Source organism: Bradyrhizobium sp. USDA 3397 (genome assembly GCF_054060965.1).
Genome location: NZ_JBSSDS010000001.1, coordinates 4560920 through 4578769 on the forward strand (window position 1 = coordinate 4560920; position 17850 = coordinate 4578769).

Sequence of the window (17850 nt, forward strand, 5' to 3'; positions counted from 1 at the left end):
CTTGATTACATAAATCAATATGAAAAATTCCGATGGGCTGTATCTCTCCGCCCGGGAAGCCGCCGCCGAGCTAGCGATCTCCCCGGCCACCCTCTACGCCTATGTCAGCCGCGGCCTGATCCGCTCCGAGCCGACGCCGGACTCGCGAAAGAACCGCTATCGCGCCGAGGATGTTCGTGCGCTGAAGGAGCGCCGTGTGCCGTCGCCGGAGCCACGCGGCCTGCGCAGCTTCGATGCCGATCTGCCGGTGATGGACACGGAGATCTCGACCATCACCGAGGAGGGCGCGATCTATCGCGGCGTCAATTGCGTCGATCTGTCTGAGAACGACACGCTGGAGCACGCCGCGACGCTGCTGTGGGATGTCGCCGACGTCGATCCGTTTGCCCCCGACAATCAACCGGAACTCTCCGAGGAAATGCGCGTGATCGCGGAGGCCGCGCGCCGGGCGGCACCGATCGACCGCGCCATCGCCGTGCTCGCACTGGCCGCGAGCGTCGATCCCCGCGCCTTCACCCGGGCACCCGATGGCCGCGCCATGGTCGGCGCGCGCATCGTCCGCCTGCTGGTTGCGACCATGCTCAATGCGGAAGCCTCGGCCGAGCCGCTGCATCAGCAGGTCGCGCGTGCTTGGGCGGCGGACAACAAGCACGCGCCCGATTTGATCCGCCGCGCGCTGGTACTGCTCGCCGATCACGAGCTGAATGCGTCGACCTTCACCGCACGCTGCGCGGCCTCGACCGGCCTCAACCTTTATGACTCCGTCATCGCCGGGCTCGCCGCGTTGAAGGGGCCGAAGCATGGCGGCGCCGGCGTCCTGGCCTCACAGCTCGTCAAGACCCTGGTCGACCGCGACGTCGAGCCTGTCGTGCGCGAGCGCGTCGCCCTCGGCGAACGCTTTGCCGGCTTTGGCCACGGTGTCTACAAGCACGGCGACCCCCGCGCGCAGTCGCTGCTGAACGCGCTGTCGCGCTCCGGCGCGCCGCGCAAATTCACCAGGGAAGTGCCAGAGCGGATCGCGGAGGCCACCGGCGAGTTCGTCAATATCGACTACGCGCTCGCCGTGCTGGTCCACGCACTGCGCCTGCCCGCCGGCAGCGAGCTGGCGCTGTTCGCGATGGCCCGCAGCGTCGGCTGGATCGCGCATGCCAGCGAGCAATTGCAGTTCGGCAAGCTGATCCGGCCGAGGGCAAGATATGTGGGTCCTGCACCGGGACGCAGGGCGGGGGCTGCCGGTTAGAACCTCCGCGAGTGCGGCACTTTGCGCATTCGTCCCTGCGAACGCAGAAGGACAGCGTTCCTGGAGTAACGGCTCGCACTCACCCGCGGCAGTTCACACCATCGCTTCCGCGACCACCATGTAGTTCACGTCCATATCGGACGACAGAGACCATTTGTCGGCGAAGGGCGAGTAGACGACGCCGGTCTGCTCGGTGATGACGAGACGGTTGTCGAGCAGATATTTCGTCAGCTCGTCGGGCGTGACGAACTTGTTCCACTCGTGCGTGCCGCGCGGTAGCCAGCGCAGGACGTATTCGGCACCGACGATGGCGAGGGCAAAGCTCTTCCAGTTGCGGTTAAGCGTCGAGACCACCATCAGACCGTTCGGCTTCAGCATCGCGGCGCAGCGCTTCAGGAACATGCCGACGTCGATGACGTGCTCGACCACCTCCATCGCCAGCACGATGTCGAAGCGCTCGCGCGGGTCGATCTCCTCCACCGTGGTGCAGCGATAGTCGATCGCCAGATGGCTCCTGTCGGCATGCAGCTTCGCCGCCGCGATGTTGCTCGCGGAGGGATCGATGCCGATGACCTGCGCTCCGAGGCGCGACAGCGGCTCGCAGAGCAGGCCGGCGCCGCAGCCGATGTCGAGCACGCGCAAGGACCCAAGACAATTGAGGCTGCGCACGTTGCGCTCGAACTTGCGGCAGGCGGCATCGCGGATATAGCCGAGCCGCAGCGGGTTGATCCGGTGCAGCGGCGCCATCTTGCCCTTGGGATCCCACCATTCCGCCGAGAGTTTCGAGAATTTCGCGATCTCGGCGACGTCGACGCTCGAGCCGGGCTGGGCGGAAAGAGAAGTATTTTGCTGCATGCTCATGGTTGGGCGCGGTCCTACCGCGTGGTGATCGAACTACGGAAGGCGAGCGGCGAGGCGATCGTCCGGATGGTTTCGCGACCTTCGCCGACTCCGTTGATGGTCACATCGCCGTAGTTGAGAATACGTCCAAGAATTGTCTGGTTGACATCGACGCTCTCGACCTTGTCCAGCGGCATCTCGAAGGTGCGGCGCTGGATGAACCCGGTCTTGTGCACGACCCTGAGGTTAGTGACGTCGGTCTCGGTGGTGAAGCGATGGAACCAGCCCTTCACGGTCCAATACAGGGCCGCCAGCGCTACGAGACCTGCCGCGCCAAGGCAAAGCAGAACGAGCCAGTCGACCATCGCCTGCTGCGACAGGACGAGCAGGGCGAGCGCCACGATCCAGGCCACGATGGCCGGAAAGTAGAAGATCCAATGCGCATTGGTCGAATACAGCACTCGCTCGCCGGGCTGCAGGATCTCGTCGATGTAACGCGCCATGATCTAGCTTAACCCACTACCCCGCCCTGCCCCCGCAGGAACCCGCTTGCCCCCGGCCCCGCCGCTCTGTATACGCGCGGTCGGTGTCCCCGAGGCACCCGTCCAGTGCGGGCCACCATACTGATCCTTATGAAGGAATGCACGCGTCGTCATGAGCCGCCTCGTGATGAAATTCGGCGGCACGTCCGTCGCCAACATCGAACGTATCCGCAACGTCGCACGCCATGTGAAACGTGAGGTCGATGCCGGCCACGAAGTGGCCGTGGTCGTCTCGGCGATGGCCGGCAAGACCAACGAGCTGGTCGCCTGGTGCACCGAGGCCTCGCCGATGCACGACGCGCGCGAATATGACGCCGTGGTCGCCTCGGGCGAACAGGTGACCTCAGGCCTTCTTGCCATCGTGCTCCAGGGCATGGGGATCCAGGCCCGCTCCTGGCAGGGCTGGCAGATCCCGATCAAGACCAGCGACGCCCATGCCTCGGCCCGGATCGAGGACATCGACGGCAGCGAGATCATCAAGCGCTTCAAGGACCGAAAGGAGGTCGCGGTCATCGCCGGCTTCCAGGGCATCAACCCCGAGACGGGTCGCATCACCACGCTCGGCCGTGGCGGCTCCGACACCTCGGCCGTGGCGATCGCCGCCGCCGTCAAGGCCGACCGCTGCGACATCTACACCGACGTCGACGGCGTCTACACCACCGACCCGCGAATCGTGCCGAAGGCCAAGAGGCTCGACAAGATCGCATTCGAAGACATGCTGGAACTGGCCTCGCAGGGCGCCAAGGTGCTCCAGGTCCGCTCGGTGGAACTCGGCATGGTCCACAACATGCCGATCTTCGTCCGCTCGAGCTTCGACAAGCCCGAGGATATCGACCCGCATGCCAACCAGCCGCCCGGCACGCTGATCTGCAGCGAGGAGGAGATCATGGAAAGCCACGTCGTCACCGGTATCGCCTTCTCCAAGGACGAGGCTCAGATCTCGGTGCGCCAGATCGAGGACAAGCCCGGCGTTGCGGCCTCGATCTTCGGCCCGCTGGCTGATGCCAATATCAACGTCGACATGATCGTGCAGAATGTGTCCGAGGACGGCAAAACCACCGACCTCACCTTCACCGTGCCGGCCGCGGACTTCACCCGCGCCAAGGATACGATTACCGCGGCCAAGGCCAAGATCGGCTATGCGCGGCTCGATACCGCCACCGATGTCGCCAAGATCTCGGTGATCGGCAGCGGCATGCGCAGCCATGCGGGCGTCGCCGCCCAGGCGTTCTCGGCGCTCGCCGGGCGGAACATCAACATTCGGGCCATTACAACCTCCGAGATCAAATTTTCGGTCTTGATCGACACCGCCTATACCGAGCTTGCGGTGCGCACCTTGCACACGCTCTACGGTCTCGATCAGACCTGATGGTCTTTCCGGAAAACCGCTTCGCACTTTTCCGGACAGCGCTAAAAGGCTAATTTTCTCTTAGCGGTCGCAGCAAACGCGAAGGTGTACACACCTTCGCGTTTGGCAGGCGTTTTGCTTGGCAAAACAAGCCTCAATTCGCTATACGGCGGACAGGGTGGGCTGCCGCAGACTGTGTCCCAGTTCAGGCGGCGCTGATTCGGTACGAGCGCTCAATCTCCCGTGGATTTGGGCTTGTGCCTGCGCCGGACAAACAATTTGATTGTTTTTCTGGAATTTTGGTCCAGCCGCCGGCCGATATCGCCGGGCCCGGCCGATGGAGGAGATTGACGGTTCATGCGGAGCGCGTCGGGAGGTCCCCGCGTCTTGTTGAGACGGCTCCGCGAGACCATGGCGGAGCAGGTCTCGGCCCAGGAGCGGCTGGACAAGATCGTGGTGCTGATCGCCGCCAACATGGTGGCCGAGGTGTGCTCGGTCTATGTGCTGCGCATCGACAACACGCTCGAGCTCTACGCCACCGAAGGTCTCAACCGCGAGGCGGTGCACCACACCGTGCTGAGCGCCCATGAGGGCCTGGTCGGCCTCGTCGCCAGCGAGGCGACGCCGCTCAATTTGAGCGACGCGCAGAGCCACCCGGCCTTCTCGTTCCGGCCCGAGACCGGCGAAGAAATCTACCATTCCTTCCTCGGCGTGCCGATCCTGCGCGCCGGCAACACGCTCGGCGTGCTGGTGGTGCAGAACCGCGCCAAGCGCAATTATGTCGAGGAGGAGCTCGAGGCGCTCCAGACCACCGCGATGGTGCTGGCCGAACTGATCGCCTCCGGCGAACTCTCCGCGCTGGCGCAGCCGGGTCAGGAGCCGGCGGCGCGCCATTCGGCGCAGAAAGTCGGCGCCATCCTGTCGGAGGGCATCGCGCTCGGCCATGTCGTGCTGCACGAGCCGCGCGTCGTCATCAAGGATTACATCGCCGAAGACCTGCCGAAGGAGATCAAGCGGCTCGACACCGCCCTCGCCAAGCTGCGCGCCGATCTCGACCGCATGCTGGAGCGCGGCGACGTCGCCGAAGGCGGCGAGCACCGTGAGGTGCTGGAAGCCTACCGCATGTTCGCCAACGACCAGGGCTGGTCGCACAAGCTGCACGAGGCGGTCGCGACCGGCCTCACCGCGGAAGCCGCGGTCGAGCGTGTCCAGTCCGACACCCGCGCACGCATGCTGCGCTCAACCGACCCCTATTTGCGCGACCGGCTGCACGACCTGGAAGACCTCGGCTACCGCCTGATGCGGCAGCTGGTCGGCCAGGATCATGCGCCCTCGCGCGAGCAGCTGCCCGACAACGCCATCGTCATCGCCCGCGCGATGGGCCCGGCGGCGCTGCTCGACTATGACCGCAAGCGCCTGCGCGGCATCGTGCTGGAGGAAGGCACCGCCAACTCGCACGTCTCGATCGTGGCGCGGGCGCTGGGCATTCCTGCGGTCGGCGAGGTGCCGAACGCGCCTGGAATCGCCGACCCCGGCGACGCCATCATCGTCGATGGCACCTCGGGCTCGATCTATGTGCGCCCGTCGCAGGAGATCGAGGCCGCCTTCGCCGAGCGCGTGCGCTTCCGCGCCCGCCGCCAGGCGCAGTACCTGGCGCTGCGCGACCGGCCCTGCGTCACCAGGGACGGCCAGAAGGTCGAGCTGATGATCAACGCAGGTCTTGCGATCGACCTGCCGCATATCGAGGACACCGGCAGCGCCGGCATCGGCCTGTTCCGCACCGAGCTGCAATTCATGGTCGGTCAGAGCCTGCCGCGCACCAGCGACCAGCTCGCGCTCTATCGCACCGTGCTCGATGCCGCCGGACCTAAGCCCGTCACCTTCCGCACGCTCGACATCGGCGGCGACAAGGCGCTGCCCTATATGGAAGCGGTGATCGAGGAAAATCCCGCGCTCGGCTGGCGCGCGATCCGGCTCGGGCTCGATCGCCCCGGCTTGTTGCGCGGCCAGATCCGCGCGCTGCTGCGGGCCGGCGGCGGCCGCGCGCTGCGCATCATGTTCCCGATGATCTCGGAGGTCGCCGAATTCGACTCGGCCAAGGCGCTGGTCGAGCGCGAGCTGACATACCTCCGCCAGCACGGCCACACGCTGCCTGAACGAATCGACATCGGCACCATGGTCGAGGTGCCCGCGCTGCTCTACCAGCTCGACGAGCTCTTGAAGAAGGTCGATTTCATCTCGGTCGGCTCCAACGATCTGTTCCAGTTCCTGTTCGCGGTCGACCGCGGCAACGCCAAGGTCTCCGAGCGCTTCGACACCATGTCGGCACCGATCCTGCGCGCCTTGCGCGACATCGCACGCAAGGCGCACGCGGCGCAGAAGTCGCTCTCGCTGTGCGGTGAGATGGCTTCCAAGCCGATCGGCGCACTGGCGCTGATTGCGCTGGGCTACCGCTCGCTCTCGCTCTCGGCGACCGCGCTCGGCCCGGTCAAGGCGATGGTGCTCGACCTCGACGCCAAGAAGGCGGAAGCGATGCTCAATCCTCTGGTGGATGCTCCGGCAGGCAGCGTCTCGATCCGGCAGAAGCTGATGGAATTTGCCGAGGCCGAGGGCCTCGCGTTGTAGCGGGCCTGTCGTCCGCTTGCGCCGCCCTCGCCTCCTTCCGCCCTTTGAGACTGAACCGATGTCGTCACTCCCCGAAGCCAAACTGGACGTCCTGCTCGCGCATCACGCCTCGCTCGAGGCCGAATCGCTTGGACAGCTCGCCTCCGAGCGCTACGTGCAGATCACGCGGGAGCTCGCCGAGCTCACGCCGCTGATCGAGGCGGTGAAGGCCTATCGCGCCGCCGTCAGGGAGCTCGCCGACACCGAGGCGCTGATCGCCGATCCCGCCACCGATGCCGAGATGCGCGGCATGGCGGAAGCCGAACGCGACGAGCTCGCGCCGAAAATCGAGGAACTGGTCCAGAAGATCCGCGTCGCGCTCCTGCCCAAGGACGCCATGGACGACCGCAACGTCATGCTGGAAATCCGCGCCGGCACCGGCGGCGACGAGGCTTCGCTGTTCGCCGGCGACCTGTTCCGGATGTACGAGCGCTTCGCCAGCTTGCAGGGCTGGAAGGTCGAGGTGATCTCCGCCAGTGAAGGCACCGTCGGCGGCTACAAGGAAATCATCGCCGAGATCCAGGGCCGCGGCGCATTCTCCAAGCTGAAATTCGAATCCGGCGTGCACCGCGTCCAGCGCGTGCCCGACACCGAGACGCAGGGACGCATTCACACCTCCGCAGCGACGGTCGCCGTGCTGCCCGAGGTCGAGGACGTCGACGTCGACATCAAGAATGACGACCTGCGCATCGAGACCATGCGCGCAGGGGGCGCCGGTGGCCAGCACGTCAACAAGACGGAATCGGCGATCCGCATCACCCACATCCCGACCGGCATCGTGGTGATGATGCAGGACAGCCGCTCGCAGCACAAGAATCGCGCCTCCGCCATGAACATCCTGCGCTCGCGCATCTATGACGCCGAGCGGCAACGCGTCGAGGCGGCGCGCTCGGCCGAGCGCAAGGAGAAGGTCGGCTCCGGCGACCGCTCCGAGCGAATCCGCACCTACAATTTTCCGCAAGGACGCGTCACCGATCATCGCATCAACCTCACGCTCTACAAGCTGCCGCAGGTGATCGCGGGTGAAGCGCTTGGCGAACTGATCGACGCACTGACTACGGAGCACCAGGCCGCACAGCTCGCTGCGCAAGGCGCGGCGGCCTGAGGCGTGAGCAACCCCTTCACCGGACAATCCATCGAGAGCGCGCGGCGGGCGCTGGCTGCGCAACTGAGATCGGCACGGCTCGACGAAGCCGAGCTCGACGCGCGCATCCTGATCAGTGCGGCACTCGGCCTCGACCTCACCGGCCTGGTCACGCAGGCGGCCCGTCTCCTGACCGCGGCCGAAGCATCGCGGCTCGCGCAACATGCGCAGCGCCGCATCGCCGGCGAGCCGGTGTCGCGCATTCTCGGGACGCGCGAATTCTGGGGCCTGCCGTTCCGCCTGTCGGAAGCAACCCTGGTGCCGCGCCCAGATACCGAGACCGTGGTCGAGCTTGCGCTCGAGATTCTCCGCGAGCGGCAGGCACCTCACCCGCCGCGTATCGCCGACATCGGCACCGGCTCGGGCGCGATCCTGCTCGCGCTGTTGCACGAAATCCCCGATGCGTTCGGCGTCGGTACCGATCTCAGCCAGAACGCGCTCATGACCGCCAGGGACAATGCAGCGGCGCTGGGACTCGCCGACCGCGCCGCCTTCGTCGCCTGCTCCTACGCAGCGGCGCTCGGTGGCCCGTTCGACCTCATCGTCTCGAATCCGCCCTATATTCCCTCGGCTGAAATTCCGAAATTGAGCATCGAGGTGCGCGAGCACGACCCGCATCTGGCGCTCGACGGCGGCAATGACGGATACGACGCCTATCGCGCCCTGATCCCGCAGGCGAGCGAGCGGCTCGCCCCCGGCGGCGCCCTGGTCGTCGAGGCCGGACAGGGCCAGGCCCAAAATATTGAAACCTTGATGAGGGCCGCCGCGTTATCGCTGGACAGGTCACCCAAGGCCGACTTGGCGGGCATTCCGCGGGCCGTTTCGGCCCGAAAAATGCCCCCATAAAAGCCGGATTGGCCTACAAAAACCACTTGGAATATCCCGTGGGAACGACTACGTTCCGGTCAACACATCGGTGCCGGCCCCGTAGACCTACGGGCGAAAGCCGGGCTCTCGGGCGAGAGCTTTACTGATTGAAGGTTCCAAGCCGCAGGTCCTGTTGAGCGCGATGGCCAGTGGAGCTGCGCTGCTCTCTCCGACCGCAAAGTGAACGAAAGCCTGATATTGCGCTTGAACACTTACGCAAGAAAGCTGGGCTTGTTTCGGCAGGCGAAATGAATGGGTTCGCTGGCAATGGATGCTGGCGGGTGGGGAACGCGTCTTTGTTGAACGCGACGGTCGACGAACATCGGCAGGGTTGGATCCGCTTTTGCGCGGTGCGCGCAAGACATGTGAGCCACTGTCACCAGGTCACTCCTAGCAATCAGTAATGCGTGCAACCTTTAGGGCTGGAATTAAAGGCAGGACATGAGAAACGGTCAAAACAAGCAGCGGATGCGCAACCGCAACAACAATAACAACAACAACCGGCGCGGCCAGAACCCGATGACCCGGGTCTACGAATCCAACGGACCCGACATCAAGATTCGCGGCACCGCTTCGCACATCGCCGAAAAGTATCTCCAGCTTGCACGTGACGCGCGCTCCTCCGGCGATCCCGTTGCAGCCGAGAACTACTACCAGCACGCCGAGCATTATTTCCGCCTGATCGCCGCGGCTCAGGAACAGTTCCGTCAGAACCAGCAGCCGCGCGGCGATGAGCCCATCGCCAGCAGCGACGAGGGCGAGGACGACGGTGAGAATTTCTCGGCCTTCGGCCAGGAGCCCGGCTTCGTCCCGCAGCCCCAGCCGCAGCCCTTCGTGCGCGACCGCGACGGCCAACGCGATCATCACCAGCGTGATCACCAGCCGCGCGACAACCAGCCGCCCTATCAGCGCGACAATCAGCAGCCGCGCGAGCACCGCGAACGCGATCACCGTCCGCAGCCGCAATATCAGCCGCAACCCGCCAACCAGCCGCAGCCTGTCATCGCCGATGGCGGCGTCGACCGCCTGCCCTCCTTCATCACCGGCGCGCAGCCGCAGGTGAACGGCAATCAGGGCGGCTTCGAGGGCGGCGGTGGCGGCGAGCGCTATCCGCGCCGGCGGCGCCGGCCGCATGGCCCGCGCCCGGAGCGTGAAGCCGCTCCGGTTGCTTCCAGCGACGAAGTCGCCCCGGGCGAGTAAGCTCTTCTGACTTTCCGACTCGAATCGTCCCGGCCTCGCCGGGACGATTTGTTTTTGACACTGTGCGTTGGCCGGGCACAGACCCACCTCTCCCGAACGGAGAGGTGAAGCTAACTGCGCGTCACCGTCGTCGAGGATGGCACCAGCACGGGCTTGGCGAGCGAGGGAATCAGCCGCGCCCGCTCGCGCTTGGCGGGGATCGCGCGGTAGACCTGCTTGGTCGCCTCCACGATGTGGACGCCAGCAAAAGGCAGCGACAGCGCCGCACCGGCACGTTCCCACATCTGGGCCGATTTCAACACCCAGCCGCCGGCATAGGGCGGCATGAACAGCGCCTCCCCCCAGGCGGTCGGCGTGAACCAGGTCTGGCGCAGCAGCTCGGTGATCTGCGAGCGCGAATAGGGCCGGCCATGGCCGAATGGCGTGCTGTCGGTGCGGGTCCACACCCCACGCCGGTTCGGGATCACGGCGATGACGCGCCCGGAGGGCGACAGCACGCGCCACACCTCGCGCAGCAACGCGGCCGGATCGTCCGACATCTCCAGCGCGTGCACCAGGAGAATGCGGTCGACCGCCGCGTCGGGAAGCGGCAGCGAGAACTCATCCACCAGCGAGGCCAGCGCGGGCCGTCCCGTCGGCCATTTCAGGACACCCTGCGCCGCCGGCATGAAGGCGAGGCAGCGCTCGGCGTCCTCGCGGAACAACCCCAGATAGGGTGTGGGATAGCCGACGCCGAGCACGCGCTGGCCCTCGGCGCTGGGCCAGCGCTCCCTGATGCCGCGATTGATCATTTGCCGCGCCACGATGCCGAGGCGGCGGGAATAGAACTCGCGGAGGTCGACGACGTCGATGGTCATGACCGCAATGTAACATGCGCCAGGGCGCCGCTGCGCGCGGAATATTGCATTGCCTGCGCAACGTTAACGCCATATTTGTCTGGCGGGGCTGAGCGCGATGGAGATGACATGGCCGCCGAAATTCGTACTTTCAACTGTTTAAACGACAATTTCGGTTATCTGATCCACGATGTGGAAACCAAAGCGACGGCCTCGATCGACGCACCGGAGGCCGGCCCGATCCTCAAGGCCCTGGAGCGCGAGGGCTGGCAGCTCACCGACATCCTGATCACCCATCATCATGGTGATCATGTCGGCGGGGTCGCCGAGCTCAAGCAGAAATACAATTGCCGCGTCGTCGCGCCTCACGACAAGACCACGAAAATCGCCAACGTCGACCAGCGCGTCGCCAATGCCGACGTGGTCAAGATCGGCAATCTGCTGGCGCGTGTCGTGGAGACGCCCGGCCACACGCTCGACCACATCTCCTACGTGTTCGACAATGAGAAGACGGTGTTCGCCGCCGACACGCTGTTCTCGATCGGCTGCGGCCGCGTGTTCGAGGGCACCTATCCGATGATGTGGGATTCCCTGCTGAAGCTGCGCGCCCTGCCCGACGACTTCAAGCTCTATTGCGGCCACGAATACACGGCGTCCAACGTCAAGTTCGCGCTCACCATCGAGCCGGACAACGCGGCCCTTCAGGCGCGAGCCGCGGAGGTGACAAAGCTGCGCGCCGAGAACAAGCCGACCATTCCCTCGCTGCTCGGCGAGGAGAAGCGCGCCAACGTGTTCCTGCGCGCCGATGAGCCGGCGGTCGCGGCCAAGCTGCACATGAAGGGCGCGGATCCCGCTGCGGTGTTCGGCGAACTGCGCGAGCGCAAGAATAAATCCTGACGCACAAGTCCTGAAGCAAACATCCCGACGAGGATCGATGCCGACCGCAGCCGAGATCATCGCACGCCTCGAACTCCGCCCGCATCCGGAAGGCGGGTATTATCGCGAGACGTTTCGCGACCAGAGCACGGACGCCAACGGGCGTTCGCGCTCGACGCTGATCTACTTCCTGCTCGCGCGCGGCGAGCGTTCGCACTGGCATCGCGTCGATGCGGTGGAGACGTGGCACTATTATTCCGGCAGCCCCTTGACGCTGCGCATCGCCCATGACGGCTGCTCGCAGCACGAAGTGCGGCTCGGCGCCGACCTCGGCGGCGGTGAGCGGCCGCAGGCGATTGTGCCTGCGCTGGCCTGGCAGATGGCGGAAACCACCGGCGAGTGGACGCTGGTCGGCTGCACCGTGGCACCCGCATTCGAGTTCGCGGGCTTCGAGCTCGCGCCGCCCGGCTGGGAGCCGTAGCTCCGCTCCAATCATCGCTTCCGCAGCACCATGTCCTTGGCCGCGATCAGGCCGCCCCCGGCAATGAGGATCGCAGCAAATGCGATGTTGGCGCTGGCCTTGGCGAAACCGGCAGCGATGAGGAATCCCGTCGAGAGCAATGGCGTCGCGTAGGAGGCGGCGCCGAGCACACGGATGTCGCCGCGCTTCATGCCGATGTCCCAGGCGTAGAACGCGGCACCGACCGGGCCGATGCCGAGCGCGATGACCGAGAGCCATTGCACCGTGGTCTCCGGCCAGACCGTGGTTTCAAGCAGGCCGTGCATCAGCGCGGCCAATATTGCCGTGGCAAGACAGAAGCCCGCGACCGCATCGGTCGGCACGGCTTTCAACCGGCGCGACAGCACCGAATAGGTCGCCCAGACGAACGCCGCGATGAAGGCCGCGATGAGACCCGGCACAGCTCCAGGCGCAAAACCGCTGGTATTGCCGGCGAACAGCAGCACCGTGCCGACGAGGCCGAGCACGGCGCCGATGATGTGATGCGCTGCCAGCCGCTCGCCCGGCAGGAAGGACGAGAACAGCACGATCAAGAGCGGCCATAGGTAATTCAGAAGTCCGGCTTCGGCCGGCGGGGCGAAGCGCAGCGCGAGGAAATACAGCGCGTGATAGCCGAACAGGCCGCCGACGCCGACGATCCAGACGGCGAGCGGCTGCCGCAAGCTTCTCGCCGCCTCGCTCCGCCCAATCCAGGTGAGCAGGCCGACGACACCGCCAATCGCGAAGGTCATGGCAGCGAGCTGAAACGCCGGGATCTTTCCGGTCGCCACCGTCATCACCGACAGCAGCGACCACATCAGAATCGCGGTCAGACCGATCAGCGTGGCAGTGCGGGGAGTCATTGGCCCAATGTTTCCGTCATGGCCGGGCTTGTCCCGGCCATCCACGTTCTTCCGTGGCGACGGCTGTTGTAAGGCCGTGGATGCCCGGGACAAGCCCGGGCATGACGATGTGGACAATATCAGCCGGCGTGATGCGATCGCATCACACCATGTACTGGCCGCCGTTGACCGACAGCGTCGAGCCGGTGATGGCGCCGGCTTCATCCGCGGCGAGGAAGAGGACAGCACGCGCGATCTCTTCGGGCTCGCCGAGACGGCCGATCGGAATCAGCGGCAGGATCGCCTTCTCCAGCACGTCCTTCGGCACTGCCTGCACCATCTCGGTATTGATGTAACCGGGGCAGATCGCGTTCACGGTGACGCCGCCCTTGGCGTTCTCCAGCGCCAGGGCCTTGGTGAAGCCGATCTCGCCGGCTTTCGCTGCGGAGTAGTTGACCTGTCCGAACTGCCCCTTCTGGCCGTTGATCGAGGAAATGTTGATGATGCGTCCGAACTTGCGCCCGCGCATGCCTTCGATCACCTGGCGCGACATGTTGAACAGCGAGCCGAGATTGGTGTTGATGACGGCGTTCCACTGCTCAAGCGTCATCTTGTGGAAGGCACCGTCCCTGGTGATGCCGGCATTGTTGACCAGCACGTCGACCGGGCCGACCTCGGCCTCGACCTTCTTCACGCCCTCGGCGCAGGCCTCGAAACTACTGACGTCCCACTTGTAAACCGCAATGCCGGTCTCGGCCTTGAATTTCTCCGCGGCCGCGTCGTTGCCGGCATAGCTCGCCGCAACCTTGTAGCCGGCGGCCTTCAGCGCCTTGCTGATCGCAGCACCGATGCCCCGCGTACCACCCGTCACCAATGCAACACGTGCCATGTCGTATTCCTTCCCTCTTCCTTGGACGCTTCGGACTTTTCTGACGTGATCGCTTTTTAGCTACGGATTATGCGGTTGGTTTGACGGACATCAAGAACAAAACGCCCGGCATCGAGCCGGGCGTTTTTCTTTAGTCGAGGCTTGTCGGGTTGCGAAGAATATTTGATTTGCAACCGCTGCCTTTTTAGTCGCGTGCAACGCACGCGCTGACGTGTGCGGCGCACCCGTCAGCTGCGCGTAAGATCAGTCGCGCGCCACACACATGGCGATGCCCATGCCGCCGCCGATGCACAGCGTGGCCAAGCCCTTCTTCGAATCGCGCTTCTGCATTTCGTGCAGCAGCGTCACCAGCACGCGTGCGCCGGACGCGCCAACCGGATGGCCGATCGCGATCGCACCGCCGTTGACGTTGACCTTGGAGGTATCCCAGCCGAGGTCCTTGTTGACCGCGCAGGCCTGTGCCGCGAAGGCTTCGTTGGCCTCGATCAAATCGAGATCGCCGACGCTCCAGCCGGCCTTCTTCAGCGCGGCGCGCGAGGCCGGGATCGGGCCCGAGCCCATGATCTTCGGATCGACGCCGGCCTGCGCCCAGGACACGATCCGCGCCAGCGGCTTCTTGCCTTCCTTGGCGGCCTGCTTGGCGGTCATCAGCACCACGGCGGCAGCGCCGTCGTTGATGCCCGAGGCCGAGCCCGCGGTTACCGTGCCATCCTTCTCGAAAGCGGGCTTGAGCTTGGCCATCGCGTCGAGCGTGGCGCCGTGGCGCGGATATTCGTCGGCGCTGACGACGACGTCGCCCTTGCGGGTCTTGATGGTGACGGGGACGATCTCGTCGTTGAACCTGCCGGCCTTCTGCGCCGCCTCGGCCTTCTGCTGCGAGGCCACGGCGAACTCGTCCTGCTGGGCGCGGGTGATCTGCCATTGCCGCGCGACGTTCTCGGCGGTGTTGCCCATGTGGTAGCCGTTGAAGGCATCCCACAGGCCGTCCTTGATCATGGTGTCGACCAGCTCGAGGCCGCCCATCTTCACGCCGCCGCGCAGATGCTGGGCGTGCGGGGCCATGCTCATCGATTCCTGCCCGCCGGCGACCACGATCTCGGAATCGCCGTTGAGCAGCGCCTGGTAGCCGAGCGCAACCGTGCGCAGGCCCGAGCCGCAAAGCTGATTGACGCCCCAAGCCGGGCTCTCCACCGGAATGCCAGCGCCGATCGACGCCTGGCGGGCCGGGTTCTGGCCCTGGGCGGCGGTCAGGATCTGACCCATGATCACTTCGGAGACCCGGCCGGGCTCGATGCCAGCGCGCTCCAGCGCGGCCTTGATGGCGACGGCGCCAAGGTCATGGGCGGGAAGGGTCGCGAACGCTCCGTTGAAGCTTCCGACCGGGGTGCGGGCGGCGCTGACGATGACGACATCGTCTGACATGGGCATCTCCTGGGGCTTGAGGTTCTTGTGAAGGGGCAGGCGGGGCTGGAAAGCGATCGCCAGTCTCGTCAGCCATCCTGTTAACGTCGTTGAGGCATGTCAATCGGCCGGGGCCCGAATTCATACCGCAGCGCATTCAAAATAGCGTTCTTGGCGTTTTCGCAAGCAGGATTTTGCTCTGCAATTAACCGTGCCGCACAAAACGGTAGCGTGAGCCCTTTGAAAATGCTTATTTTGTTGCGTTGCGTACTCTTCCCGCCCTGCGGCATTGCCCGACAGGTTCCCGTTCTCCGCGTTTGCAAGTGAGAGCCCATGGCGAAATCAGACCAACCCACCACAATCAAGAAATACGCGAACCGCCGGCTCTATAACACCGGAACGAGCACCTATGTGACGCTCGAAGACCTCGCCGCGATGGTCAAGGACGGCGAAGACTTCCTGGTCTATGACGCCAAGACCGGCGACGACATCACCCGCTCCGTGCTCGCCCAGATCATCTTCGAGCAGGAGAACAAGGCCGGCCAGAACCTGTTGCCGACCACCTTCCTTCGCCAGCTGATCCGCTTCTATGGCGACAGCATGCAGATGGTGGTGCCGAAATATCTGGAGCAATCGATCGCGACCCTGACCCAGGAGCAGGAGAAGTTCCGCAAGCAGATCGCCAATACGCTGTCCGGCACTCCTTTTGCTCCGTTGGAGGAGCAAGTCCGCCGCAACATGGAGCTGTTCCAGCAGACCTTCTCGATGTTCAAGCCGTTCGCAGCGCCTCGTCCGGCGGCCACGCCCGAGCCGGAGCCCGATGCGAATGCCGAGGCGCCAAAGGACAGCAACATCGACGAGCTGCGCCAGCAGATGAAGGAAATGCAGGAGCGCCTCGAGCGGATGTCGAAGAAGGACGAATAGTCTTTCATTCGCGCCGGCCCCTGTACGCGGGAGGGCGAGCCATGTCTGACCGAAGCACGCATTGGGACCATGTCTACGCCACCAAGGGCGAGGCCGAGGTCAGCTGGCATCAGGATACCCCCGCGACCTCGCTCGCGATGATTCGCGCAGCCGGCTCCGATCGCGACACGGCCATCATCGATGTCGGCAGCGGCGCATCGCGCCTCGTCGATGCGCTGTTGCAGGACGGCTATCGCGACATCGCCGTGCTGGATCTTTCTGCCAATGCACTCGAGGCCGCGAAGAAGCGCATCGGTCAGGCCGCTTCGACGGTCGACTGGATCGTTGCCGATGCCACCACATGGCGTCCGGCCAGGACCTACGATGTCTGGCACGATCGCGCAGCGTTTCACTTCCTGACTGACCCGCGCGACAGGGCGGCTTACGTGCAGCGCCTGCGGTCGGCGGTCAAGCCTGGCGGCCACGTCATCATCGCGACGTTTGCACCCGATGGTCCCGAGAAATGCAGCGGCCTGCCGGTGCAGCGCCACGACAGCGCGAGCCTTGCGGCGGAGCTCGGGCCGGAATTTGAACTGATCGAGACGCGCAGCGAGACGCACCACACGCCGTGGGATTCGACGCAGGCGTTTCAGTTCAGCCAGTTTCGGCGGCAGAAATAGTTCTCGTCATGGCCGGGCTTGACCCGGCCATCCACGTCTTGAAGCGCGACGCGAAGAACGTGGATGCCCGGGCCTTCGCCGCGCCGTAGCGGCTTCGGCCGCGCAGGCGGGACAAGCCCGGGCATGACGACGGAGACTCCCAATCAAGCCGCCATCTTCACGGCATGCGCAAAGTCCCAGTAGAGCTTGCGCGCCTTGGCGTAGAACGGGCCCGGCTTCAGCTCGCGCTCGTCGATGCGGATCACGGGTGCGACCTTGGCGAAATTGCCGGTCGAAAAGATCTCGTCGGCGGTCAGGAAATCGGCGTAGCGCAGCGTCTTCTCGACCACGGTGACGCCGTCGGCGCGAAGCAGGCTGATGACGCGCTGGCGCGTGATGCCGTTGAGGAAGGTGCCGTTCGGCACCGGCGTGAACACCACGCCGTCCCTGGCCATGAACACGTTGGAATTGCCGAACTCGGCGACGTTGCCGAGCATGTCGAGCATCAGCGCGTTCTGGAAGCCGCGCGACGCAGCTTCGGCGAGCGCGCGCGAATTGTTCGGGTAGAGGCAGGCGGCCTTGGCTTCGACCGGCGCGCATTCAGCCGTCGGCCTGCGAAACGGCGACAGGGTGATGGCGTTGCCGACGGGTTTTGGCATCGGCGCTTCGTAGATGCACAGGCACCAATTGGTGGTCTCGGGGTCGAACAGCACGCCGCCGCCGCTTCCGTTCTGCGCCCAATACATCGGACGGATATAGAGCTCGGCATTTCCGGCAAAGCGCGCGATGCCTTCGTTCGCGAGCGTCAGCCAGGTGTCGGTATCGACCACCGCCTTCAGGCCGAAACTGATCGCAGATTGATTGGCGCGGGCGACGTGACGATCGAGATCGGGCGCAACGCCCTCGAAAGCGCGAGCGCCGTCGAACACGATCGAGCCGAGCCAGGCCGCATGCGTGCGCGGCCCCATGATCGGCACGTTGCCCTCGTGCCATTTGCCCTCGAAAAAGGTCCAGCTCGGCGAATAGTCGATGGGCTTCTTGATCTCGGCCATGACCGGCCTCCTTTCGAACGATCCGGCACTATTGTCCCAATTTCTAAA

Annotated in this window: 17 protein-coding genes; 10 read left to right on the forward strand and 7 right to left on the reverse strand. The window is 65.1% G+C overall.

The features are described from left to right. Positions 1–19 precede the first annotated feature (19 nt). On the forward strand, positions 20–1240 hold the full coding sequence (locus ACVWYQ_RS21065) for a citrate/2-methylcitrate synthase (RefSeq protein WP_404544549.1): 1221 nt from the start codon (positions 20–22) through the stop codon (positions 1238–1240). A gap of 93 nt (positions 1241–1333) precedes the next feature. Here ACVWYQ_RS21065 and ubiG read toward each other — a convergent pair whose 3' ends face one another. Together ubiG and ACVWYQ_RS21075 are read right to left on the reverse strand one after the other, a co-directional pair. Beyond that, positions 1334–2101 carry a bifunctional 2-polyprenyl-6-hydroxyphenol methylase/3-demethylubiquinol 3-O-methyltransferase UbiG gene (gene ubiG, locus ACVWYQ_RS21070; RefSeq protein WP_404544551.1) on the reverse strand — a complete coding sequence of 256 codons (768 nt, stop codon included), beginning with the start codon at positions 2099–2101 and terminating at the stop codon, positions 1334–1336. A 14-nt stretch (positions 2102–2115) separates the two neighbouring features. Then, entirely contained in the window at positions 2116–2583 is a 468-nt protein-coding gene (locus tag ACVWYQ_RS21075; protein ID WP_157285742.1) for a PH domain-containing protein, read from the reverse strand. A 151-nt stretch (positions 2584–2734) separates the two neighbouring features. On the opposite strand from ACVWYQ_RS21075, the gene ACVWYQ_RS21080 reads away from it, so the two are divergent. The 5 genes from ACVWYQ_RS21080 to ACVWYQ_RS21100 all read left to right on the forward strand — a co-directional run bounded on the left by ACVWYQ_RS21080 (position 2735) and on the right by ACVWYQ_RS21100 (position 9845). After that, on the forward strand, positions 2735–3991 hold the full coding sequence (locus ACVWYQ_RS21080) for an aspartate kinase (protein WP_036014718.1): 1257 nt from the start codon (positions 2735–2737) through the stop codon (positions 3989–3991). Between the two features lie 336 nt (positions 3992–4327). Next, the gene (gene ptsP / locus ACVWYQ_RS21085; RefSeq protein ID WP_404544553.1) at positions 4328–6595 is read left to right on the forward strand and encodes a phosphoenolpyruvate--protein phosphotransferase; all 2268 of its coding nucleotides are present in this window, start codon (positions 4328–4330) and stop codon (positions 6593–6595) included. A 58-nt stretch (positions 6596–6653) separates the two neighbouring features. Then, entirely contained in the window at positions 6654–7739 is a 1086-nt protein-coding gene (gene prfA / locus ACVWYQ_RS21090; RefSeq protein WP_157287482.1) for a peptide chain release factor 1, read from the forward strand. 3 nt (positions 7740–7742) lie between these two features. Next, positions 7743–8624: a peptide chain release factor N(5)-glutamine methyltransferase gene (gene prmC, locus ACVWYQ_RS21095; protein ID WP_275507738.1), complete on the forward strand. Its 882-nt coding sequence runs from the start codon at positions 7743–7745 to the stop codon at positions 8622–8624. A 462-nt stretch (positions 8625–9086) separates the two neighbouring features. Continuing rightward, positions 9087–9845, forward strand: coding sequence for a DUF4167 domain-containing protein (locus ACVWYQ_RS21100; protein ID WP_271539737.1), 759 nt, complete (start codon positions 9087–9089; stop codon positions 9843–9845). A 110-nt stretch (positions 9846–9955) separates the two neighbouring features. On the opposite strand, the gene ACVWYQ_RS21105 is transcribed toward ACVWYQ_RS21100, so the two are convergent. Continuing rightward, on the reverse strand, positions 9956–10702 hold the full coding sequence (locus ACVWYQ_RS21105; protein WP_036014737.1) for a methyltransferase domain-containing protein: 747 nt from the start codon (positions 10700–10702) through the stop codon (positions 9956–9958). A gap of 108 nt (positions 10703–10810) precedes the next feature. Between ACVWYQ_RS21105 and gloB the strand changes: the two genes are divergently transcribed. Both gloB and ACVWYQ_RS21115 read left to right on the forward strand, forming a co-directional pair. Continuing rightward, the gene (gene gloB, locus ACVWYQ_RS21110; RefSeq protein WP_036042630.1) at positions 10811–11578 is read left to right on the forward strand and encodes a hydroxyacylglutathione hydrolase; all 768 of its coding nucleotides are present in this window, start codon (positions 10811–10813) and stop codon (positions 11576–11578) included. 37 nt (positions 11579–11615) lie between these two features. After that, complete coding sequence (locus tag ACVWYQ_RS21115) at positions 11616–12038, forward strand: cupin domain-containing protein (RefSeq protein ID WP_271539738.1); 423 nt, start codon at positions 11616–11618, stop codon at positions 12036–12038. Between the two features lie 11 nt (positions 12039–12049). On the opposite strand, the gene yddG is transcribed toward ACVWYQ_RS21115, so the two are convergent. From yddG to ACVWYQ_RS21130, 3 genes are all read right to left on the reverse strand, one after another. Beyond that, on the reverse strand, positions 12050–12919 hold the full coding sequence (yddG, locus tag ACVWYQ_RS21120) for an aromatic amino acid exporter YddG (RefSeq protein WP_271539739.1): 870 nt from the start codon (positions 12917–12919) through the stop codon (positions 12050–12052). Between the two features lie 142 nt (positions 12920–13061). After that, positions 13062–13787: an acetoacetyl-CoA reductase gene (phbB, locus tag ACVWYQ_RS21125; protein WP_271539740.1), complete on the reverse strand. Its 726-nt coding sequence runs from the start codon at positions 13785–13787 to the stop codon at positions 13062–13064. A gap of 243 nt (positions 13788–14030) precedes the next feature. After that, positions 14031–15209, reverse strand: a complete 1179-nt coding sequence (locus ACVWYQ_RS21130; RefSeq protein WP_271539741.1) for an acetyl-CoA C-acetyltransferase — start codon at positions 15207–15209, stop codon at positions 14031–14033. 312 nt (positions 15210–15521) lie between these two features. Here ACVWYQ_RS21130 and phaR point away from each other — a divergent pair, with 312 nt between their 5' ends. Both phaR and ACVWYQ_RS21140 read left to right on the forward strand, forming a co-directional pair. Further along, entirely contained in the window at positions 15522–16112 is a 591-nt protein-coding gene (gene phaR / locus ACVWYQ_RS21135) for a polyhydroxyalkanoate synthesis repressor PhaR (RefSeq protein WP_027577426.1), read from the forward strand. A gap of 41 nt (positions 16113–16153) precedes the next feature. After that, entirely contained in the window at positions 16154–16771 is a 618-nt protein-coding gene (locus ACVWYQ_RS21140; protein WP_404544560.1) for a class I SAM-dependent methyltransferase, read from the forward strand. A 143-nt stretch (positions 16772–16914) separates the two neighbouring features. Here the strand turns inward: ACVWYQ_RS21140 and ACVWYQ_RS21145 are convergent, their stop codons facing one another. After that, a complete protein-coding gene (locus tag ACVWYQ_RS21145) occupies positions 16915–17802 on the reverse strand; it encodes a branched-chain amino acid aminotransferase (protein ID WP_404544562.1) in 888 nt (295 codons plus the stop codon). Between the last annotated feature and the right edge of the window lie 48 nt (positions 17803–17850).